This is a genomic window from Pseudomonas sp. HD6515, from assembly GCF_024971855.1.
GTDB lineage: Bacteria > Pseudomonadota > Gammaproteobacteria > Pseudomonadales > Pseudomonadaceae > Aquipseudomonas > Aquipseudomonas alloputida.
In genome coordinates, this window is sequence record NZ_CP079827.1 from 629,691 (window position 1) to 651,070 (window position 21,380).

22 protein-coding genes and 1 pseudogene are annotated in these 21,380 nt (G+C 63.3%); 6 read left to right on the forward strand and 17 right to left on the reverse strand.

Features of this window, described 5'->3' with window-relative positions:
• Positions 1–14 precede the first annotated feature (14 nt).
• The gene (locus KW568_RS02865) at positions 15–1,679 is read left to right on the forward strand and encodes a ShlB/FhaC/HecB family hemolysin secretion/activation protein (RefSeq protein ID WP_004577002.1); all 1,665 of its coding nucleotides are present in this window, start codon (positions 15–17) and stop codon (positions 1,677–1,679) included.
• A 74-nt stretch (positions 1,680–1,753) separates the two neighbouring features.
• Here KW568_RS02865 and KW568_RS02870 read toward each other — a convergent pair whose 3' ends face one another.
• From KW568_RS02870 to KW568_RS02905, 8 genes are all read right to left on the reverse strand, one after another.
• Entirely contained in the window at positions 1,754–2,530 is a 777-nt protein-coding gene (locus KW568_RS02870) for a response regulator transcription factor (RefSeq protein ID WP_033726886.1), read from the reverse strand.
• A gap of 119 nt (positions 2,531–2,649) precedes the next feature.
• Positions 2,650–3,120 (reverse strand): prepilin peptidase, encoded by a 471-nt coding sequence (locus tag KW568_RS02875; RefSeq protein WP_004577000.1) that lies wholly within the window; start codon positions 3,118–3,120, stop codon positions 2,650–2,652.
• A 305-nt stretch (positions 3,121–3,425) separates the two neighbouring features.
• Positions 3,426–3,995 carry a DUF4136 domain-containing protein gene (locus tag KW568_RS02880; RefSeq protein WP_003255304.1) on the reverse strand — a complete coding sequence of 190 codons (570 nt, stop codon included), beginning with the start codon at positions 3,993–3,995 and terminating at the stop codon, positions 3,426–3,428.
• Positions 3,996–4,014: 19 nt separating this feature from the next.
• Positions 4,015–4,650, reverse strand: a complete 636-nt coding sequence (locus tag KW568_RS02885) for a DUF4136 domain-containing protein (protein ID WP_003255302.1) — start codon at positions 4,648–4,650, stop codon at positions 4,015–4,017.
• Positions 4,651–4,672: 22 nt separating this feature from the next.
• The gene (locus KW568_RS02890) at positions 4,673–5,422 is read right to left on the reverse strand and encodes a methyltransferase domain-containing protein (protein WP_004576999.1); all 750 of its coding nucleotides are present in this window, start codon (positions 5,420–5,422) and stop codon (positions 4,673–4,675) included.
• Complete coding sequence (locus KW568_RS02895; protein ID WP_003255298.1) at positions 5,419–5,724, reverse strand: MazG-like family protein; 306 nt, start codon at positions 5,722–5,724, stop codon at positions 5,419–5,421. Before KW568_RS02895 ends, KW568_RS02890 begins: the two co-directional genes overlap by 4 nt.
• A gap of 78 nt (positions 5,725–5,802) precedes the next feature.
• On the reverse strand, positions 5,803–6,654 hold the full coding sequence (locus KW568_RS02900) for a MaoC/PaaZ C-terminal domain-containing protein (protein ID WP_004576998.1): 852 nt from the start codon (positions 6,652–6,654) through the stop codon (positions 5,803–5,805).
• Positions 6,655–6,656: 2 nt separating this feature from the next.
• A complete protein-coding gene (locus tag KW568_RS02905) occupies positions 6,657–8,009 on the reverse strand; it encodes a 3-oxoacyl-ACP reductase (protein ID WP_004576997.1) in 1,353 nt (450 codons plus the stop codon).
• A 117-nt stretch (positions 8,010–8,126) separates the two neighbouring features.
• On the opposite strand from KW568_RS02905, the gene KW568_RS02910 reads away from it, so the two are divergent.
• Both KW568_RS02910 and KW568_RS02915 read left to right on the forward strand, forming a co-directional pair.
• A complete protein-coding gene (locus tag KW568_RS02910) occupies positions 8,127–9,404 on the forward strand; it encodes an acetyl-CoA C-acetyltransferase (RefSeq protein ID WP_003255293.1) in 1,278 nt (425 codons plus the stop codon).
• 89 nt (positions 9,405–9,493) lie between these two features.
• The gene (locus KW568_RS02915; protein WP_004576996.1) at positions 9,494–10,273 is read left to right on the forward strand and encodes a helix-turn-helix transcriptional regulator; all 780 of its coding nucleotides are present in this window, start codon (positions 9,494–9,496) and stop codon (positions 10,271–10,273) included.
• Between the two features lie 65 nt (positions 10,274–10,338).
• Here KW568_RS02915 and KW568_RS31010 read toward each other — a convergent pair whose 3' ends face one another.
• The 5 genes and pseudogenes from KW568_RS31010 to KW568_RS02935 form a co-directional block, all read right to left on the reverse strand.
• Complete coding sequence (locus tag KW568_RS31010; RefSeq protein ID WP_370626959.1) at positions 10,339–11,106, reverse strand: methyl-accepting chemotaxis protein; 768 nt, start codon at positions 11,104–11,106, stop codon at positions 10,339–10,341.
• A gap of 90 nt (positions 11,107–11,196) precedes the next feature.
• Positions 11,197–12,282 (reverse strand): annotated as a pseudogene (locus KW568_RS31015) (cache domain-containing protein); the annotation flags it as partial.
• A gap of 167 nt (positions 12,283–12,449) precedes the next feature.
• A complete protein-coding gene (gene cueR / locus KW568_RS02925) occupies positions 12,450–12,860 on the reverse strand; it encodes a Cu(I)-responsive transcriptional regulator (protein WP_004576995.1) in 411 nt (136 codons plus the stop codon).
• On the reverse strand, positions 12,857–15,256 hold the full coding sequence (locus KW568_RS02930) for a heavy metal translocating P-type ATPase (protein ID WP_004576994.1): 2,400 nt from the start codon (positions 15,254–15,256) through the stop codon (positions 12,857–12,859). The genes cueR and KW568_RS02930 overlap by 4 nt, the downstream gene beginning before the upstream one ends.
• Positions 15,257–15,308: 52 nt before the next feature.
• On the reverse strand, positions 15,309–15,695 hold the full coding sequence (locus tag KW568_RS02935; protein ID WP_003255287.1) for a hypothetical protein: 387 nt from the start codon (positions 15,693–15,695) through the stop codon (positions 15,309–15,311).
• A gap of 145 nt (positions 15,696–15,840) precedes the next feature.
• On the opposite strand from KW568_RS02935, the gene KW568_RS02940 reads away from it, so the two are divergent.
• Complete coding sequence (locus KW568_RS02940) at positions 15,841–16,038, forward strand: heavy-metal-associated domain-containing protein (RefSeq protein ID WP_003255286.1); 198 nt, start codon at positions 15,841–15,843, stop codon at positions 16,036–16,038.
• Positions 16,039–16,145: 107 nt separating this feature from the next.
• On the forward strand, positions 16,146–17,327 hold the full coding sequence (locus KW568_RS02945; protein WP_003255285.1) for a multidrug effflux MFS transporter: 1,182 nt from the start codon (positions 16,146–16,148) through the stop codon (positions 17,325–17,327).
• Here the strand turns inward: KW568_RS02945 and KW568_RS02950 are convergent.
• Positions 17,278–17,475: a hypothetical protein gene (locus tag KW568_RS02950; protein ID WP_003255284.1), complete on the reverse strand. Its 198-nt coding sequence runs from the start codon at positions 17,473–17,475 to the stop codon at positions 17,278–17,280. The genes KW568_RS02945 and KW568_RS02950 overlap by 50 nt on opposite strands.
• A gap of 489 nt (positions 17,476–17,964) precedes the next feature.
• On the opposite strand from KW568_RS02950, the gene KW568_RS02955 reads away from it, so the two are divergent.
• Complete coding sequence (locus KW568_RS02955; protein WP_004576993.1) at positions 17,965–18,678, forward strand: helix-turn-helix transcriptional regulator; 714 nt, start codon at positions 17,965–17,967, stop codon at positions 18,676–18,678.
• A gap of 20 nt (positions 18,679–18,698) precedes the next feature.
• Here KW568_RS02955 and KW568_RS02960 read toward each other — a convergent pair whose 3' ends face one another.
• The 3 genes from KW568_RS02960 to KW568_RS02970 all read right to left on the reverse strand — a co-directional run bounded on the left by KW568_RS02960 (position 18,699) and on the right by KW568_RS02970 (position 21,371).
• Complete coding sequence (locus KW568_RS02960; RefSeq protein ID WP_003255282.1) at positions 18,699–19,646, reverse strand: adenosine deaminase; 948 nt, start codon at positions 19,644–19,646, stop codon at positions 18,699–18,701.
• An 85-nt stretch (positions 19,647–19,731) separates the two neighbouring features.
• Positions 19,732–20,418 carry an SDR family oxidoreductase gene (locus tag KW568_RS02965; protein WP_003255281.1) on the reverse strand — a complete coding sequence of 229 codons (687 nt, stop codon included), beginning with the start codon at positions 20,416–20,418 and terminating at the stop codon, positions 19,732–19,734.
• A 368-nt stretch (positions 20,419–20,786) separates the two neighbouring features.
• Positions 20,787–21,371, reverse strand: coding sequence for a YigZ family protein (locus KW568_RS02970; RefSeq protein ID WP_003255280.1), 585 nt, complete (start codon positions 21,369–21,371; stop codon positions 20,787–20,789).
• Positions 21,372–21,380: the final 9 nt, after the last annotated feature.

The following is a 21,380-nucleotide window of genomic DNA, read 5'->3' on the forward strand; positions in this document are numbered from 1 at the left end:
ACATGGAGTGCCCTATGCGTCCTCTGGTCGTGCCCCTGATGTTGCTGCTTTGGGCACTTGCTGCCCACGCCGACCCGTTGCCGGGGTTTCTCGACAGCCATGAGTACGAGCGGCGTCTGCCCAGCGCCAACCTGCCGATGACGGACTACTCCCCTGCGAGCCCCCGCATACGGCTGGCCGGGGCGGCTATCGACAACCCCGACTGGGCCCCGGCCAACACCCGGCTGGTACTGCATAAAGTGCGCTTCGAGGGCGGCACGGTGTTCCCCTTGGGCGACCTGCGCGAACACTATCAGCCGCTGATCGGGTGCGAAACCACGTTGGGTGAATTGCAGCAATACACCCAGCGCCTGACCCAACGCTACCGGCAGGAGGGCTACTTGCTGTCGTATGCCTACTTGCCTGCTCAGGATGTGGCCGATGGCAGGGTCAACGTGGTGCTGGTCGAAGGTTACGTACGTGATTACCGCGTGGACGGCGATATTGGGCCGGCCAGCGAGTATTTGCAGCAGCTGCTGGCGCGCATTGAGGCCGAGCGCCCACTGACCCGCGAAACGCTGGAGCGCTATCTGGGCCTGGCTACGCGCATGCCAGGGGTCGTGGTAGAGGCCGAACTGGCAATGGCGCGGGCTGCCGATGGTGTCGCCCAGCTGACCGTGCATGCACGGCGCAAGCCGCTCAGCGCCGCTGTGAGCGTGGCCGACTCCAGCCGTGATGCTGCACAGGCCCTGATCACCGTAGCCAGCAATGCCCAGACCCGCCATGGCGAACGCGTCACGGCCAGCTGGCTGCTGCCCCCAGGCAATGACCGGGTCTACTACCAGCGTCTCGATTACAGCCAGTACCTGGACGCCGCCGGTAGCCAACTGCTGCTGTCGGCGTCGCGCTACCGCAGCGAGCCCGGCACGCGCATACGTTTGGACGATGGCCGCGATATCACCCGCGAGCACGACAGTGAGCGCTATGCGATCGGCCTGCGTCAGCCGGTGGTTGTCAGGCCGAATGAGTGGCTGGCGGTGCAGGGCCACGTGTACTCGGTCAGTGAGCATGATGAAGACCGGATGGCCGAGCAGCCACCGTCTCGCAAGTACGACACCTATGTGCGGGCGCTGTCATTCGAAGGTGACTGGCGCAAGGTGGAGCAGGGGCGTTTGCGTATCGTCAGTGCCGGGGTCCATCAGGGGCTGGACTACCTGGGGGCACGCAGCGATGCTGACTACGATCTCGACTTCCTGCGCTTGCGGCTTTCCGGTTTGCAGAGCGACACCCTGTTGGAAAACGGGCAGGGGGTGGTGTCCGGGGCGTTGTACTGGAGTGATGATCGATTGCCCGACAGCGAGCGTGCGGGGTTTGGCGGGCAGCATTTCGGGCGCGGTTACCCGCGCGATCAGGCGGACGGTGACAAGGGCTGGGGTGTGGCTTACGAGGTCAACTACAGCGTGCGCAGTCGCTGGCTTGCGCGGGTTCAGCCCTATGCGGTGGTGGATACCGCTCAGGCCTGGCACAACCGGGGACCGGTGGAGGACGCCCATCTGGCGTCGGTGGCGCTGGGTGTGCGGTTAGGGGGTGGGCATATGTTCAATGTGGCGCTGGAAGTGGCCAAGCCGTTGGCGGATGTGGCGCTGGATAGCCTGGACCGTGGGCCTCGGCTGTCGTTGAACCTGGCGATCCAGTTGTAGCAGGCAATTGTGGGCTTGCAGGAGCAGCCTTTCGCAGCGCAAGGCCGCTCCAGAATGGTGTGCCGAGCCTTCACTCAATGGGTCGTGAACCGCTGGTGCACGGGCGACGAGCTGGGGGTCAGCGCCAGAGCCAGCTGGGTGCGGTTGTGCATATGCGTCAAACGCAATACCTGAGACACATACAGCTTCACGGTGTTTTCGGTAATGCCCAGTTCGCAGGCGATCTGGTAATTGGTCTTGCCCTTGCTAACCAGGCGCGCCACTTCCAGCTGGCGTGGTGACAGTTTCTCGAACGCTGCTGGCAGCTCGCTTTCGCTTTCTTCTGCATCACTGGCACGCCGGTGGGTGCCTTGGCCACGGGCTTTTTCCAGGTCCTGATACAGTTCGTCCACCGAATCGGCCAGTTCCTGCAAGCGCTGGTTCAATCCACCCAGATCGCGGATGTTGCGCTGGCGCTCCAGCAAGGCCTCTTCCTGCCGGCGGACGCCTGCCAGCAGTTCATCAAGGTCCATCGGCTTCTGGTAGTAATCGGCAAACCCTTCGCGTATCGCCCGGATCAAGTCCTGTTTCTCGGCACGCCCTGTCAACATGATGGCTTCGAACGTGCGCTGGCTGCCGTTGATTTCCTTCAAGGCGCGCACCAGCTCGATGCCATCCCGATCTGGCATGTGCAGGTCACAGATGAGCAAGCCGATGGTCGGGTCTGCCACATAGTGCTCGATGGCTTCGTCGGTTGAGAGGGCTGTAACGCAGGTATAGCCCTTGGTTTGGAGGAATTCACTCAGCTGTTCGACAATGACCGGTTGGTCATCAACCACCAACACCTTTACTTCACTCACTGATCTGGACACGATCAACTCCCTGTTCTTATACAGCCCTGCTCCCGTGCCAGACGCTCTGGCAGCTTAAAAGTAGTCGCACTCAGCGAATATGTACAAGGCGTGTACAGGTTATCGGACCACTGGAAGGCTTATTGGATCCATACGGCCGTTAGAAGAAAACCTGATAACACATAGGGGACGAACGCCTGCTTGTCGCCCATTTCCTCGGTCAGGGCCTGCAAACGCTTCTTTACCTTGGGGTTGAGCAGCGTCCACAGGCGCCGGCGGGTCAGTAGCCAGACCAGCACACTGACGCCCGCGCCAATGAAGGTGCCGAGCACATATTGCGGGCTGGTGGCCAGGGCCAGGGCCCCCATCAGCTTGACGTCGTCGGCGCCGAAGCGGCCGAGCATGTAGCCTGGCAGGGTCAGCAGCATGACGATGGCCAGCGCCCAACCGGCCTCGTTGGCTTCGGCGCCTATCCAGCTGTGGCCGGTGCTGAACAGCCAGGCCAGGGCGCAGCCAGCCACTCCCAGGGTCAGCACGTTGGAGATCTGGCGTTGACGCACATCCTGTTCGGAGCACAAGGCAAGCCACAGCAGGAGAACAATGCTTTGCATTGGCAGGTCGCCTTTCCCAAATGTTGAACACTTCTACCCGGTCAGTCAGGTTTCCTTAAATGAAGATAGACGGGAACGTGCGGGGGAGTGCGGTTGGCATCGGAAAAAAGGCGTGCGTGCAATGGATTTTGTCGCAGCTGACACAAGCCAGGTCGGTGATGCAGTCGTACTTCGAATCACGATCGCTGCAGGCGCGGGTTCAACCGCGAACACCCGCGAAGCCGGTGCCATGCACCGTGCCACTTTCTTCGCAGGTAAACCTGCTCCCGCAGGGGCACGGTGCATGCAAAGGCCGCGGTCCAACGCTATTTTTTGCTGCCCGGTGGGTAGTTGCCCAGCACCTTGGCCACGGTGTTGCGGATTGCGCTGTTACGTTCTTCCGGGCTTGGCGGGTAGTTGTTCATGATCTGCTCGGCACTGCCGCGCCATACCAGCTTGCCGTCACGCCCATCGAACATGTCGACCTGGATGGTGGCGACCTTGTAGTCGACACTGCGGGTTTCGTTGTACATCGGGCCACCCCAGTAGCCGCCCCAGTAGCCACCCCAGCCACCGCCGTAGTTGGTGGTGATCTGTTGTTGCCGCTGCTCCACGATCAGGTATGTGCGTACTGCCAGGTCGGGCCGCGCTCCGCCTTGTACCGGACGCAGGCCGCGTTGGTCGAGTTGGTCTGCCACCGCCTGGCGAATGCGCTGCTCGGTGAGGTCGCTCTTGATCCGCGGGTCATCCGGGCGGTACTGCAGGCCTGGCTCCTGCCATGCCCAGCTGCGGTAGGTGGCAAAATCGCGGCTGGCATCGAAATCCTGCTGGACGTTATTGCTCGAGCAGGCAGCGAGCAATAACGCGAATGACAGTAGAACGAGACGGCGCAACATGATGGTTCTCCGTTAGCTATTAACTGGGAGGATAGCCGCTGAGTGCCTTGTGCACAGAATCGCGCAAGGCACTTTCGCGTTCGCGGGGCGAGTCCTTGTTGCTGCTGCTTTCGGCGCTGGCGCTCCAGACCGGCTGGCCGCTGCGGGCGTCGTACAAGTCGATGCGCACCACCAGGACTTCGACCTCGTAGGTACGCACGATGGGCACGCTGGCATAGCCTCCATAACCGTGGCGGTAGCCGCCATAGCCGACCCCCCCATAGGGATACGGCCCGTAGTAGGGGTCGTAGGTGTCGTAGTCACGCACTTGGCGCAAGCGTTTTTCCAGGCGCATATCGGCGCTCACCAGCAAGTCGCCAGGGCCTGTGCGAGCGGGGCGCAGGCCATGCTGGTCGAGCGCACCGCTGACGGCATCGGCCAGTTGCGCCGGGTCGGCATCGACAGCGCCGCTGGGCAACTGGCCGTTGCGCCAGCTCCAGCTGCGGTAGTGCCCATAATCACGAGCGGGCGCAGGGTATGCACTGGCGTCGAAGGTGGTGGCCGCCTGGGCAGGGGCTGGTGGTAACGGGCGGCTGCTGGCCACATAAGGGTTGCTGCCCTGGCAGCCAGCCAGGGCAATGGGCAGCAGGGCCAGGCACAACAGACGGTACGGCATGTGTTCCTCCTGGCGCGGCGGATTAGCGGGGGCGGCAAACCCAGTGCAGGTAGCGGCCAAGCCCGGCGAAGGTGGGGTGGCGACGGTGGGCCAGTTCCATTTCCAACAGGTCGAGCAGCTCGGCCTTGCTCTGGAATTCCTTGGGCATATAGTCGTGAAACACCCGCACGCCGCTTTCGCTTTCAACCTGCCACATAGGCTCAAGTTGCGCCTTGAGTTCGCGTGGATCAAGCGGTTTCTGTGGGGTCAGGCTCTGCTTTTCACCTTCCAGCCGGTTGCTGCGCAACTTGCGGAAATGGCCCTTGAGCAGGTTGCGATAGACCAGTGCGTCGCGGTTGTAGAAGGCCAGCGATAACCAACCGCCGGGGGCCGTGAGCTGGTGCAGCACCGGCAGGATGCTCTCGGGTTCGGCCAGCCATTCGAGCACGGCGTGGCAGAGCACCAGGTCGTAGCGCTCGGTCAGCTGACCGAGCAGGTCTTGCCAGGGCGCCTGGATGAAGGTCGCGGTCTGGCCGGCTTCGGCAAAGCGCGCCCTGGCGCCGTCGAGCATGGGCGCCGCGGGTTCGGCCAGGGTCAGCTGGTGGCCGCGCTCGGCCAGCCACAAGGCCATGTGGCCCAGCCCGGCGCCGATGTCGAGGATGCGTAGCGGGCGGTCGGGTAGCGCTTCGGCCAGGTCGGCCTGCAGCACGGCCAGGCGGATCGCACCCTTGGCGCCGCCATAGATCTTTTCGGCAAAGCGGGTGGCCAGCTCATCGAAATGACGGTCGTTCATCGGGCGAAGCGCCTCTCGCTGTCGGCCAGCTTGGCACGCACCACCTGGTCCATGTCCAGACCCAGTTCGCTGCACAGCAGCAACAGGTAGAGCACCACGTCACCGATCTCCTGGCCGGCGTGGGCCAGTTTGTCGGCAGGCAGCTGGCGCGATTCGTCCTCGCTCAGCCACTGGAAGATTTCTACCAGTTCGGCCATTTCGACGCTGGCGGCCATGGCCAGGTTCTTCGGGCTGTGGAAGCCGCGCCAGTCATTGGTATCGCGGATCTGATGCAGGCGTTGGGTGAGTTCTTGCAGGTTCATCGGGGGTCTCCTATTGCTGCATAGCTTCTGCCCAGGCCCGATGCAAAGCAAGCGTATACCGCCAGGACAGGCCCGGCCCTACAGGCACTCCCAACGGCCGACCATATGCAGCACGTCCCCGTGCCCGTCCAGGCGCAGTTGGCCCGAAGGGCCCGCTTCACTGGCACTGAGCACCACCTCTGAAGGCAACCTGACCGGCTTGCGGAAGTCCACCTCAAAGGCAAAGCCACTGTGCGGCAAGTGCCCGCGCAGCGCGGCCAAGGCCATGGCCTTGGTCCACATGCCATGGGCAATGGCCGTTGGAAAGCCAAATAACCGCGCACTGACAGCACTGAGGTGGATAGGGTTGTAATCCCCGCACACCTTGGCATATCGCCGGCCGATATCACTGTCGGCATACCAGCGGGTGGCCTCGGGCAATGAATCAGGCGCCGTGTCGGCGGGCTCACTTGCCTCGCCTTCCAGGGTCAAGCCACGCACCAACATGCGGCTGGTCTCGCGCCAGAGCAGGCCGAGGCCATCTTCAGCCTCGGTGACCAGGTCGAAGGCGCCACCTTTGGCGTGGCGCTGCAGGTTGTGCGCGTACACCGCAAAACGCAGCCCTTCGACAGCACCCAGGGGGCGCAGCACTTCGATGCGGTTGTGCAGGTGTACCAGACCCAGCAGCGGGAAGGGGAAATCATCGGCTGTCATCAGCTGCAATTGCAGGGCAAACGCCATCACATGAGGATAGGTCCCCGGCAGGCGGCCATCATCGGGAAAGTGGCAAAGCCTTCGATAGGCACCCAGATTGCCCGGTTGGACCCGCATGAAACAGCGCAGGCCATCGTCCGGCAGCCGGTCGCCGCTGATGGAGCGTTTGCTGGCTGCGCGCAGGTACAGGCTGGCGCGGGCGGCCGGGTTGTGCAGGTCGTGCCATTGTCGGCTCATGTTCAAGCCCCCATCAGTGCCTGGCCGCACACCCGCAGCACCTGGCCGTTGACCGACCCGGAGCCTGGCTGGCTGAGCCACGCAATGGCTTCGGCGACATCCTGCGGGCGCCCACCCTGGCCCAGCGAACTCAAGCGCCGGCCCGCCTCGCGCAGGCCCATGGGCATGGCTGCAGTCATGTGGGTTTCGATGAAACCGGGGGCGATGGCGTTGATGCTGCCACCGCGCTCGGCGAGCCGTGGCGCCCAGGCCTGGGCCAGGCCGATCAGCCCGGCCTTGCTCGCGGCATAGTTGGCCTGCCCGCGGTTGCCGGCAATGCCGCTGACCGAGGCCAGCAGGGTGATGCGCGCGTTTTCCCCCAGCGCGCCGTTGTCATACAACGCCTGGGTGAGCACTTGCGGTGCCTTGAGGTTCACGGCCAGCACGGCGTCCCAGTATTCCGGCGTCATGTTGGCCAGTGTCTTGTCGCGGGTGATACCGGCGTTGTGCACCACGATATCGATGCCGTCGGGCAGGGCCGCGAGCAGTTGCGTTGCCGCATCGCTAGCGCATATATCCAGTGGCAGTGCCTTGCCGCCGAGGCGTGCAGCGAGGGCGTCGAGGTCCTGGCTGGCCTGCGGTACATCCAGCAGCAGTACATCGGCGCCGTCCCGTGCCAAGGTTTCCGCAATGGCGGCGCCGATACCGCGCGCAGCCCCCGTGACCAGCGCACGGCGGCCGCCGAGTGGGCGGGTCCAGTCCTCCACCTGGCCGGTGCAGGCTTGCAGGCGCAGTACCTGGCCAGAGATGAAGGCACTCTTTGGCGAGAGGAAGAAGCGCAGGGCGCCTTCCAGCTGATCTTCGGCACCGGGGGTGACATACAACAGCTGGGCAGTGGCGCCGTTGCGCAGTTCCTTGGCCAGTGAGCGGCTGAAGCCCTCAAGGGCACGCTGTGCAACGCTGGCCAGTGGGTCGTCGAGGCCTTCCGGTGCACGGCCCAGCACCAGTACATGGGCGCATGGGGCCAGGCTGCGTAGCAGCGGCTGGAAAAATTCACGCAACTGCTTCAGTGCATCGCTGTCGGACAAGTGACTGGCATCGAATACCACGGCCTTGATTTTCGGCCCCAGGCCGGCCACCCAGGCTTCAGCCTGCAGGTTGTCGGCATTGAAGCTGTATACCTCGTCAGTGAGGCGCGGGGCGATGGCTTCGACCTGCGTCGCCAGTGGCCCGCCACCCAGTACCAGGGCACCTTCCACCGGCCGCAGGCGGCCAGCCTGCCAGCGCTCCAGTGGCGCCGGGCGTGGCAGGCCAAGGGCATCCACGAGGCGGCGGCCGAGATTGGAGTTGGCAAAATCGAGGTAGCGATCGCTCATGAGGGGTCTCCCGAAAGGCAAGCTTGAAAGTGTGGACCAACTTTGCGGCAGGGTCGTTCGAATGCGGTAAAAACACCTAGGCTGTACCGAACAAATTGTTTCAGGAGGAACACGCGCATGCGTTCAACTCGCCGGGTCGCAATCCTGGGCGGCAACCGGATCCCTTTCGCCCGCTCCAATGGCGCCTACGCCACGGCCAGCAACCAGGCGATGCTCACGGCCGCGCTTGAAGGCTTGATCGAACGCTATCGCCTGCACGGGCTGCGGTTGGGCGAGGTGGTGGCCGGTGCCGTGCTCAAGCACTCGCGCGACATGAACCTGACCCGCGAGTGCGTGTTGGGTTCGCGCCTGTCACCGCAGACCCCGGCCTATGACATCCAGCAGGCCTGCGGTACCGGGCTGGAGGCTGCGCTGCTGGTGGCCAACAAGATTGCCCTGGGGCAGATCGACTGCGGTATTGCAGGCGGTGTCGACAGCACCTCCGATGCGCCGATCGCCGTCAACGAAGGCTTGCGCCATATATTGCTGCAGGCCAACCGTGGCAAAAGCCTTGGCGAACGGTTACAGCCCTTCCTCAAGCTGCGGCCTCATCACCTGAAACCCGAGCTACCACGCAATAGCGAGCCGCGTACGGGGTTGTCGATGGGCGAGCATTGCGAGCGCATGGCCCACACTTGGCGCGTTGGCCGCGCCGAGCAGGACGAATTGGCGCTGCTTAGCCATCAAAAGCTGGCCGCTGCCTATGCCGAGGGTTGGCAGGACGACCTGTTGACGCCGTTTCTTTCGCTGGTGCGGGACAACAACCTGCGCCCCGACCTGAGCCTTGAGCAGTTGGCCAGGCTCAAACCAGCCTTTGACCGCAGCGGGCAGGGCACGTTGACGGCGGGTAATTCCACGCCGTTGACCGATGGTGCTTCGCTGGTGCTGTTGGGCAGCGAAGCGTGGGCGCAGCAGCAGGGGTTGCAGGTGCTTGCCTATCTGGTCGATGGCGAAACCGCTGCGGTGGATTTTGTCACGGGGCGCGAAGGGTTGTTGATGGCGCCGGTGTATGCCGTGCCACGCTTGCTGGCACGCAATGGCCTGACGCTGCAGGACTTTGACTACTACGAAATCCACGAAGCCTTTGCTGCCCAGGTGCTGTGCACGCTCAAGGCCTGGGAAGATGCCGATTACTGCCGTGAGCGGTTGGGCCTGGAGGCGCCGCTGGGCGCGATCGACCGCAGCAAACTCAATGTGAAGGGCAGTTCGCTGGCGGCCGGGCACCCGTTTGCGGCAACCGGTGGGCGGATATTGGCCCACCTGGCCAAGCTGCTGGCGACGGCGGGTAAGGGGCGCGGGCTGATTTCGATCTGTGCGGCAGGCGGGCAGGGGGTGACCGTTATCGTCGAGCGCTGAAGCACCTCCAGGGTAACTGCAGAGGCGGTGAGTGCCTCGATCATGATCCAGCTGTTAGGCTTGTCTGGTCAGAACTACAAGAACATACCATGCCGATCATCGGACACCCCCGCGCTATCCCCGCGCTGGAACACCTGCCCAGACCGCTCTACGCCCGTGCCGAAAGCCTTGGCGCCGGTTCGTGGACTACCCGCCACCAGCACGACTGGGTGCAGTTCTCCTACGCCATCAGCGGTGTACTTGGCGTGTACACACGCGACGGCAGTTACTTTGCCCCACCGCAGTGGGGGGTGTGGATCCCTGCCGATGCCGAGCATGAAGTGGTCACCTCGATGCAAGCCGAGATGCGCAGCCTGTATGTGCGCCGCGATGCCTGCCCATGGGCGCCGGAACAATGCCGAGTGCTGGAAGTCACGCCGCTGGCGCGCGAGCTGATCAAGCAGTTCTGCCTGTTCCCGGCAGATTACCCAGAGGACCACAGCGCCGAATCGCGTCTGGTGGCAGTGCTGCTCGATCAGTTGCGCACCTTGCCGGAAGTCGGTTTTTCGCTGCCGTTGCCCCGCCACCCTGGGTTGCTGGCGCTGTGCAATGGCTTGATCGCTGCACCAGACCAGCCGCAGACCTTGCAGCAATGGGCGCGGGAGCTGGGGTGTTCGGAGAAGACGCTGATGCGGCTGTTTCAACGGGAAACCGGGTTGAGCTTTCGTAATTGGCGCCAGCGCATGCGGCTGTTGTCTTCGCTGGCGTTGCTGGAGGCGGGGGAGAATGTGACCGAGGCGGCGCTGGGGTGTGGGTATGACTCCACGTCGGCCTACATTGCGGCGTTCAAGCAGCTGTTTGGCGCGACACCGGGGGAATTGAAGCTCTGATTTTCGGTTGCCTGTGCCGGCCCTTTCGCGGGGTTATCCGCGAAAGGGCCGGCACAGGCCATACGTCAGGTGCGGAACCTGCGCACCAGCGTATCCAGCTCATTGGACAGCCCGGCCAGGCTCTCGGAGTCCTGGCGCGCCGCCTGGGCCAGCTCGGCCACCAACTGCGCATCCCCGTGAATCTGGCTGATGTGCCGGTTGATGTCCTCAGCCACCTGATGCTGTTCTTCGGCTGCCGTGGCGATCTGGGTGTTCATGTCGCGGATCACATCCACCGACTCACGGATCTGCCCGAAGCTGTCGCGGGCCAGACCAATGCGGCTCACCGACTGCTGCGACACTTCCAGGCTGGCGTGCATCTGCTCGGCCACTTCGGCGGTACGGCTGGCCAGGTTGCCCAGCAAACCGTCGATTTCAGCGGTGGAGTCGGCAGTACGCTTGGCCAGCGCCCGTACTTCGTCGGCCACCACGGCAAAGCCGCGGCCCTGCTCACCGGCACGGGCCGCTTCGATGGCGGCGTTCAGGGCCAGCAGGTTGGTTTGTTCGGCAATCGAACGGATGGTGCCGAGGATCGACTGAATGGCGTTGCTGTCACGCTCCAGTTGCTGGATCGACTGGGCCGATTGCTCGATCTCCTGGCTCAGGCGATCAACGCTGTGTACCGCTGCATCGATCTGTTGCTGCCCTTCGCGGGCCTGCTGCTGGCCGCTGTCGGCCGACTGCGCGGCCTGGCTGCAGGACCGTGCCACTTCATTGGCGGTGGCGACCATTTCGTGGAATGCAGTGGAAACCATATCCACGGCTTCGCGCTGGCGGCCGGCCGCCTCGGCCATGTCGCTGGAGACGCGGGTCGAGCTGCTGGACGTGCTGAGGATCTTGCTGGCGGCAGCACCGATGTGCTGGATCAGGCTGCGAATGGCACCGAGGAACTGGTTGAACCAGCTGGCCAGTTGCGCGGTTTCGTCGCGGCCGCGGATTTCCAGGTTGCGGGTCAGGTCACCCTCACCTTGGGCAATGTCCTCCAGGCCGTTGGTGACGCTGTTGATCGGGCGCACGATCAGTTTGGCGAAGGCCGCACCGACCACCGCGAACAGCGAGGCCAACACCACAGCGATGACACCGATCAGCCAGGTGAGCCGGGTGGTGGTCTGCATCACTTCGCTTTGTTCGATCAGGCCGATGAAGGTCCAGCCCAGCTGCTGGTCTGGGTAGACGTTGGCCATGTAATGCACGCCATTGAGTTCGACCTCGACCAGGCCTTTGCCGGCTTTGGCCAGCTTGGCGTAACCGTCGCCAAAGCTTCCCAGCTGCTTGAAGTTGTGGGCGGCGTCGCGCGGGTCGACCATCACGTTGCCGTTGCTTTCCACCAGCATCAGGTAGCCGCTTTCGCCCAGTTTGATCTGCTTGACGATTTCGGTCAGGCCCTTGAGCGACACGTCGATGTTGACCACGCCGCCGGGGTTGCCCAGCTGGTTGGCCACGGTGCGCACGGTGCTGACCAGCACCGCATCGTCGGCGGCCCAGTAGTAGGCGCCGGTACGCATCGTCTTGCCAGGGTTGGCCATGGCAAGTTGGTACCAGGGGCGCGTGCGTGGGTCATAATTGACAAACTTCTGGCCGGCCGGCCAGCCAGTGTAGCCGCCGTCATTCACCCCGTAGGACAGGTAGGCGTAGGCGGGGTGTGAGTTGGCCAGGCGAGTCATGAAGTCGAGAATTTTGCTGGCCTGCTCGCCCAGTTCGTAGGACGGGGTTGCGCTCATGTACTTGTTCAGCTCGCTGCCCGTGGCGGCAACCATTGGCTGGGAAGCCATGTACTCGACGTTCTGGTTGATCCCCTGGAAGAAGATGTTCATCGCGTTGCTGACCTGGCGGATTTCCCGGCTGCTGCTGTCGAGGAATCCGTCGCGGGCTTCGCCGCGCAGGTTGATGACCACCAGGGTGGCCACGAGAACGATGGGCAAGCCGGCGATGACCGCGAATGCCCAGGTCAGTTTCTGTTTGATGCTCATCGACGCTCCCGGAATTTTTGTTTTCGACACACGAGGCAGGTAGCAACTGCATCGGCAGCATCCGGGTTTTATGAAGCCAAAACGCCCGTATTTATTGGATAAAGTCGTGGTTGGTGACTATTCGGTCGTGTTTGGACATTTATGGCATGCCAAAGGCGCGTGGCAGCTCAGTGACAGCAGCTGCCCGCAGCGCCATTGGCCAGGTCTTTGAGGATCGGGCAGTCCGGACGGTCGTCACCCTGGCAGTGCGAAACCAGCTCGCCGAGGGTGTCGCGCAGGCTCACCAGCTCCTCGATGCGCCGGTTCAGTTCATCGATGTGGTGCATGGCCAGCGCCTTCACATCGGCGCTGGCACGTTGGCGGTCCTGCCACAAGGTCAGCAACTTGCCGACCTCTTCGAGGGAAAAGCCCAGGTCGCGGGAGCGTTTGATGAAGGCCAGGTTGTGCAAGTCTTGCGCCTGGTACAGGCGGTAGCCGCTGTCGCTGCGAGTGGCGGGTTTGAGCAGGCCGATGGACTCGTAGTAACGGATCATCTTGGTGCTGAGCCCGCTGCGGCGGGCGGCCTGGCCGATATTCATGGCGCCTCCTGGGTGCTGCTGGTGGGTTTCCACGTTTTAAGCCACAGTGCATTGCTGACGACGCTGACACTGGACAGGGCCATGGCAGCTCCTGCCAGTACCGGGTTGAGGTAACCCAGCGCGGCGAGCGGAATGCCGATCAGGTTGTAGATGAAGGCCCAGAACAGGTTCTGGCGGATCTTCGCGTAGGTCTTGCGGCTGATTTCCAGCGCGGCGGGCACCAGGCGCGGGTCGCCACGCATCAGGGTGATGCCGGCGGCCTGCATGGCCACGTCGGTACCGCCACCCATGGCAATGCCGATGTCGGCCGCGGCCAACGCCGGTGCATCGTTGATGCCATCGCCAACCATGGCGACCACCCCATCCTGCTTGAGCGCGGCCACGGTCGCGGCCTTGTCGGCCGGTAGCACTTCGGCGTGCACATCGTCGATGCCCAGTGCCTCGGCAACCACTTTGGCGCTGCCACGGTTGTCACCGGTCAGCAGGTGGCTGCTGATGTGTTGGGCGTGCAGGGTTTCGATGGCCTGCGCGGCGCCAGGCTTGAGGCTGTCACCAAAGGCGAACAGGCCCACGACTCTCGGTTGCGCGCCGCGCTCGATCAGCCACGACAGTGTGCGCCCTTCCGCTTCCCAGGCCTGGGCCTGGGCGGCCAAATCGCCGGGCTGCAGACCGCTTTCGTCAAGCAGTCGGCGGTTGCCCAGCGCCAGTTCACGGCCTTCAACGCGCCCGGCAATGCCGCGCCCGGTCAGTGACTGGCTGTCGGCAACGGTTGGCACGTCCAGCCCTTGCTCTGCACAGGCCACCAGTACCGCCTTGGCCAGCGGGTGTTCACTCCCGCGCTGCAGGGCGCCGGCCAGGCGGTGAAGGTCGGCACTGTTGCCGTCCAGCGCCTGACTGTGAACCACCCGCGGGCTGCCGGAGGTGAGGGTACCGGTTTTGTCGAACACTACGCGGTTGACCGCATGGGCACGCTCCAGAGCTTCGGCATCCTTGATCAGGATGCCGTGGCGGGCGGCGACCCCGGTGCCGGCCATGATCGCGGCGGGCGTGGCCAGGCCGAGGGCGCAGGGGCAGGCGATGACCAGCACGGCGACGGCGTTGATCAGCGCGGTTTCCAGCGGTGCCCCAGCCAACCACCAGCCGATCAGGGTGATCAGGGCCAGTACCAGCACGGCCGGGACGAACACCTGGCTGACACGGTCGACCAGCTTCTGGATCGGTGCTTTGGCGGCCTGGGCGTCTTCCACCAGGCGGATGATGCGCGCCAGCACGGTCTCGGTGCCCAGCGCCTGGGTACGCACCAGCAGCCGGCCTTCACCATTGATGGCGCCACCGGTGACGCTGTCGCCGGGCTGCTTGGGCACTGGCAAGCTCTCGCCGCTGATCAGGGCCTCATCGGCATGGCTGCTGCCGTCTTCGACCACGCCGTCGACCGGGAAGCGTTCGCCGGGCTTGACCAGTACCAGGTCGCCCAAGCGCAAGTGGGCGATGGCCACGTCCTCTTCCACGCCGTCGACCACGCGCAGGGCGCGTTCCGGGCGCAGGGCTTCGAGGGCTCGGATGGCACTGGCGGTCTGGCGTTTGGCGCGGCTTTCCAGGTACTTGCCCAGCAATACCAGGGCAATCACCACGGCTGAGGCTTCGAAGTACAGGTGCGGGGCCATACCGGCGGGAGCCTGTGCCCATTGGTACAGGCTCAGGCCATAGCCAGCGCTGGTGCCCAGGGCCACCAGCAGGTCCATGTTGCCGGCACCGGCGCGCACGGCCTTCCAGGCTGCAATGTAGAAGCGGGCACCGAGAATGAACTGCACGGGTGTGGCCAGCAGGAACTGCGCCCAGGCGGGTAGCATCCAGTGCAAGCCGAACGGTTGTACCAGCATGGGTAATACCAGCGGCAGGGCCAACAGCAAGGCTGCACCGACTGCCAGGCGCTCGTTGCGCAGGCGGCGCTGGAGAGCGCTTTGGTCGTCCTTGGTCGATTGCGGCAGGCTGGCGCTGTAGCCTGCCTTTTGCACAGCGTCGATCAGCAGGTTGTCATCAAGGGCCGCAAGCACTTCGAGGTGCGCGCGTTCGCTGGCCAAGTTGACGCTGACCCGCTCGACCCCGGCCAATTTGCCCAGGGCGCGCTCTACTCGGCCGACACAACTGGCGCAGGTCATGCCGCCTATCTGCAGTTCGAGGGTGCGGGTTGGTACCCCGTAACCGGCCTCGCGCACGGCTTCGACCAAGGCTGGCAGGCTGGCAGGCGGGGCTACAACCCGGGCTTTTTCAGTGGTGAGGTTTACGCTGACCTGTTCAGCGCCGGTGACCTTGCGCAGGGCGCGCTCGACCCGGCCAGCACAGCTGGCGCAGGTCATGCCGGAGATCGGCAGGTCGTATGTGGTGGATGCGGGCATGGCTCTCCTCCTTGGACAGGCCTCCAGCATCAACCTTGCCACGCAGGCAAGGTCAATAGCCCAGGTCGGCTCGTTTCAACTCCAGCCCATATTGCCCCATGGCGATGCGGTATTTGTTGATCTGGCCCGCCTGCAGATTCAAACGCGTGCTGCGCTGGTCCTCTATACCTGCGGCGCAACCCGGCATTTGCCCAGGCAGCAGGCGCAGGCGCACATCCACCGGGCCAGGCGGCAGGTTGAACGAGGTGGACTGCTCCTGGAAAACGCGCCCGGAAAGCTGGTCGTTGAGGTACACGCCGATTTCGCAACTGGTGGCCACTTCCAGGCGCTCCCGGGAAATGATCAGTACGCTGTAGGCCGAGTTGCCCTCGGCGAATGCCGGTGGCACCACAGCCAGCGCGCCCAAGAGCCCGACGACGCCCAATGCTGCCCTGAACATGAAAAATCTCCTGCTTGCCTGATCGTCAAAGGCGCAGCTTGGCCGACGCGGACGCGGATTTCCACCCCGGGCGTTGCAGGCAGGGCTTGACCTTGCCCTCATGGCAAGCTTGAGACTTGTGAAAAACCTGAAGGAGGTAACCCCCATGCAAGTGTTCAATGTACAAGGCATGACCTGCGGCCATTGCGTGAAAGCCGTGACCCGCGCGGTGCAGGAGCAGGATGCGGCAGCCAGGGTGGAAGTTGATCTGGCAGGTAAACAGGTGCGTGTGCAGAGCGAGTTGGCGCAGGAGCAGATTCTCACTGCGATTCGCGATGAGGGGTATCAGGCCGAAATCGCCTGAAGACCTGATTGCTCCCACCGGGGGTAACAGTGTTGCAAATGTTTTCACATTGACAGGGTCCACAGCAGGTAGAATCAGTCACTTGCTTAGCCTGCTATGGATTCCTGATGAACCTGCGAATGGTGCTCATCCTGGGCGCACTCAGTGCGTTCGGGCCCTTGGCGATCGACTTTTACCTGCCAGCCTTCCCGGCCATGGCGCAAGCGTTCGCCACCGATGAAAAACACGTCCAGGCCACGTTGGCCGCCTACTTCCTGGGCCTGTCTATCGGGCAGTTGGCCTATGGGCCGGTTGCCGACCGCTTTGGCCGACGCAAACCGCTGATGTTCGGCGTTACGCTGTTCACCTTGGCATCACTGGCCTGTGCCTACGCCCCCAACCTCGATACCTTGGTGGTGGCGCGTTTCATCCAGGCACTGGGTGGTTGTGCCGGCATGGTGCTTTCGCGGGCCATCGTCAGCGACAAGTGCGACCCGGTAGCTTCAGCCAAAGTGTTTTCGCAACTGATGCTGGTCATGGGCTTGGCGCCGATCCTGGCACCGATGCTGGGTGGGGTGCTGGTGAACCTGGCCGGCTGGCAGTCGATCTTCCTTGCGCTGAGCCTGTTCAGTGCCGGCTGCCTGCTGGCGGTAAGCCTGGGCCTGCCGGAAAGCCTGCCCGAGCATATACCCCGGCAACCGCTGTCTGGCGCCTTGCGCCAGTACCTGCGGCTGCTGGCTGACCGGGTTTTCCTCGGCCATGCCCTGACCGGCGGTATCGCCATTGCCGGCATGTTTGCCTATATCGCCGGTTCACCTTTCGTGTTCATCAAACTGTATGGCGTGCCCGCTGAGCACTACGGCTGGCTGTTCGGCACCAACGCCGCAGGTTTTATTCTGGTGGCGCAGGTGAACGCCCGCCTGCTGGCCAAACGCGGGCCGGCCTTCCTGCTGGGCCGTGCGGTGTGGCTGTATCTGGTTGCGGGCCTGGTGCTGCTGGGCGTGGCGGCGTTGCGCCCTGCGCAACTGTGGCCGCTACTGGTGCCGCTGTTCATCTGTATCGCCAGCCTTGGTTGCATCATTCCCAATGCTTCGGCCTGCGCCATGAGTGGACAGGGCGCGCGTGCCGGCAGCGCCTCGGCACTGATGGGCTGTGTGCAGTTCAGCGTAGCTGCGGGTGCTGCGGCGCTGGTCGGGCTGCTGCATGATGGCAGTGCGGTGCCCATGGCAATCGTGATCAGCCTGTGCGGGGCGCTGGTGGTCAGTGTTGCGCTGTTGACCCGGCGTTTGCAGGCCAAGGCTCCCGCATGAGCGGGTGAGGTGCCTGCAGCCGGGTTTCCAGCGTGGCGACGAAGGCACGCGCCTCAGCCTCGCTGCGGAAACTGACCACATGCTGATCGAGCTGGACTTGCCAAGGGCAGGCGGGGTTTCGGCTCGACGCACTTACGATAATTTTCATCGCTGCATACCTCCAGGAAGGGGAGCCGCTCAAGTGTAGCGCTGGCCCGCCAGCCTGCCATGACACGGCTTCAGCGTCCTGACTGACGGTAAGTGTGTGCATTTTTCTGGCGGTGTCTCCTACTTTGGGCGCAATGCCTGCAAACCCGCAGAACCTTCGCTTTGTTTCGCACTATTTGTGGAAGGTTGCTGTGGGCCACATCTGAAATGGCTGCAAGTTTGTTTTCATCAAGATGTTTCAGCGCGTTTGTGTGGGCGTACCGGTGCCTTGATTGACTGGGTGCCGGGGCGTTTTCGAAGCCGCCTCGCTGCTTGCCATGGGTAGGCATACCCAGTGGTTTTTCGTCATGAGTACGATGGCACCTGGCCGTCTGAACCGGCGTTTTCTGCGGCTTATACTGGCGAGCCAGGCCAGTGCCAGCGAGAGGCGCTTCCCTGGCAGGGTTGGCCATCGCATCCCCACAGTGAACTTGCAGGGAGTTACAAGGACATGAACGCAGCCAGCAGTATCAGCCAGATCGCCAGCCTGATGGCCGACCCCAAGCGAAGTGCCATGTTGTGGGCATTGATCGATGGCACACCGCGGTTGGCCAATGAGCTCGCGATAATGACTGGCCTGACTTCATCGTCAGCCTGCGCGCACCTTTCGCTGCTGTCGTCGGCCGGTTTGCTCAGGCATGAAGCCAGGGGCCGCAAACGTTACTTCTGCCTGGCTACCCCGCAGGTCGGAGCGGCGGTAGAGGCCTTGGCCAGCGTACAGCTGGAAAGCGCCAGGGGAGAGCGTGCCGAAGCGCCGGTATCGTCGCTGCCGCTGTCGATGCGCCGGGCGCGCCGTTGTGGCGATCACCTGGGTGGGGAGTTGGCCAGTGAGCTGTACCATCGCATGGTGGTGGCTGGCTGGTTGGAAGGCAGCGGACGGCACTTGAGGGTCAGTGACGAGGGGCGGGCGCAGTTGGCCTTGGTCGGGGTGTACATCGATGCCCTGGCGCCACACCAGCAACGAGGTTGCGTGATCTGCCGCTGCACCGAATGGAATGACCAAGGCCCGCATCTGGGTGGCGTACTGGGTCAGGCCTTGTTCAGGTTGTTCCTGCAATCTGGCTGGATGCGCGAGATAGAGGACTCACGGGCACTGCATATTTCGGCGCTGGGTATCCAGCAGATCAATCGCATAGCCCGCGTGGCGACGTTGCAGGTCGGTTGAGCGCAACGTCGTCATGCTACTCAAACCAGCCGTGCGTCCAGGCTGTTCTGCGCCAGGCGACGAGCCTGGTCTTCGGTCATGCCCAAGTGGGTATGCAGAGCGTGGAAGTTCTCCGTGACGTAGCCACCGAAGTAGGCCGGGTCGTCCGAGTTGACCGTGACTTTCACACCACGCTCGAGCATGTCGAGGATGTTGTGCTGGCTCATGTGGTCGAACACGCAGAGCTTGGTGTTGGACAGCGGGCACACCGTGAGCGGGATCTGCTCGTCGATGATGCGCTGCATCAGGCGCTCGTCCTCGATGGCGCGCACGCCATGGTCGATACGTTTGATCTTCAGCAGGTCGAGGGCTTCCCAGATGTACTCGGGCGGGCCTTCTTCGCCAGCATGGGCAACGGCGACGAAGCCTTCGCTACGGGCGCGGTCGAACACCCGCTGGAACTTGCTTGGCGGGTGGCCCATCTCCGAGCTGTCCAGGCCTACGGCAATGAACGCATCGCGGAACGGCAAGGCCTGATCGAGGGTCTTGTGCGCTTCATCCTCGCTGAGGTGGCGCAGGAAGCTGAGGATCAGGCCGCTGCTGATGCCCAGTTGTTCGCGGCCATCCTTGAGCGCCTGGCTGATGCCGTTGAGCACCACTTCGAAAGCAATGCCGCGGTCGGTGTGGGTCTGCGGGTCGAAGAAGGGTTCGGTGTGGATCACGTTCTGGGCCTTGCAGCGTTGCAGGTAGGCCCAGGTCAGGTCGTAGAAGTCCTGCTCGGTGCGCAGCACATCTGCGCCCTGGTAATACAGGTCGAGGAACTCCTGCAGGTTGTTGAAGGCATAGGCACCGCGCAAGGTCTCCACATCGGCCCAGGGCAAGGCGATCTTGTTGCGCTCGGCCAGGGCGAACAGCAACTCCGGCTCCAGTGAGCCTTCCAGGTGCAGGTGCAGTTCGGCCTTGGGCAGGGCGTTCAACCAGTCATACATAGTGGTCATCTCAATCAGGTACGGTTGCGGCCATTCTACAGGGGCTGGCTGGGCAATGCGCCCAGCCGGGCTGCGACCTGGTGAATCACCAGACCAAGGGTTCGCCCTTGTAGTTGATGAAACGCAGGCCGCCCTTGCCGCTTTGGGCCTTGATCTGTTCGATCATGCCGCGGGTGCTGGTGAGCACATCGATTTCGGCGTTTTCGCCACCCATGTCAGTTTTCACCCAGCCCGGGTGCATGGCCAGCACGCACAGGTCCGGGCGCTGCTGCTCAACGAAGAAGCTGTTGATCATCGAGTTCAGTGCCGCCTTGCTGGCCTTGTACAGGCAGATTTCGCCACCGTCTGGGATGGTGACGCTTCCCAGGATCGAGCTCATGAAAGCCAGCACACCACTGCCTTCGCGTATTTGACCCACCAGGCGGCGAGCCACGCGTATCGGCGCCACAGCGTTGGTCATGAACAGATCGCCAATGTCGCTGTTGTGGACTGCCTCCAGGTCTTGCGGCAGGGGGCCCATGACTCCGGCGTTGACGAATATCAGGTCGAACACCTGGCCTTGCAGGCGTTGCTTCAGGCTGTCGAGCTGAACGGTGTCGTTCATTTCCAGCTGCTCGATATGCACGCCGGGCACGTTCGCCAGGGCGCCGGGCTGCTGCGGGTTACGGACGGTGGCAGTGATGTGCCAACCGTCTTCGTGCAGGCGTTGTACCAAGCCCAGGCCAAGGCCGCGCGAGGCGCCGATGATGAGGGCAGTTCTTGAATTGGCCATAGGAACATTCCTTTATCGGTGTAGGAGAAAGGAATTGAGCATACGTCACGGCGAATACGCGTGCCTGGTTTGCGTCTGGTTAAAAAATGGTCAGTTTTGTCTGGGCCTTGCGGGGCCGGGCGCTTCGCCTGTTGGCGCACGGGTTATCCACAAGCTGGTCCACAGTTATTGTGTGCAAGGTGAGCAAGCGGGGTGCGGCTTGGATGGGCGGTTCGCTGGGGATAAGTCGCGCACATTCAGCAGTTTACGACTGTCATCAAATAGTGATCAAAATATGATCAAAGCTCTGGGGGCCTCGAAATCACTAGCCTGCAAGAGAGTGCCCCAAGCTTATCCACAGGCAGGCCCACAGTTGTTGTGGGCAATGTTCAGCGTGCTTCGAGCAAAATACGCCCGCGGCTCAGGTCCGCCAGTTGCTGTTGCAATGGCGCCAGGTGGGCGTCACCGAGGGCAATCACCAGGTCCACACCATTGGCGGTGAACTGTTCATCCAGGACCAGGCCGTCAATCTCGGCCAGGCGCAACTTCACCAGCGCCAGTTCGCTGAAACTGCAACTGCAGCTGAAGTGGCTGCGCTGCACCAGTAGGCGCTTGGGCGCCTGTTGCAGGCACTTGTTGGCGCCGCCGCCATAGGCCCTGGCCAGGCCGCCGGTACCCAGCTGGATGCCGCCGTACCAACGGATCACCAGCACCACCACCTGGTCGCAGTCCTGCGCTTCAATGGCCGCCAGTATCGGCCGCCCTGCAGTGCCGCCGGGTTCGCCGTCGTCACTGCTGCGGTACTGCGCGCCGAGTTTCCAGGCCCAGCAGTTGTGGGTAGCGGCCAGGTCGCTGTGGCGTTCGATGAAACTCATCGCTTCGGCGGCGCTGCTGATCGGCCCGGCGAGGGTGATGAAGCGGCTTTTGCGGATTTCCTCGCGGTATTCGCAGAGGTCGAGCAGGGTAGAAGGCATAAAGGACAG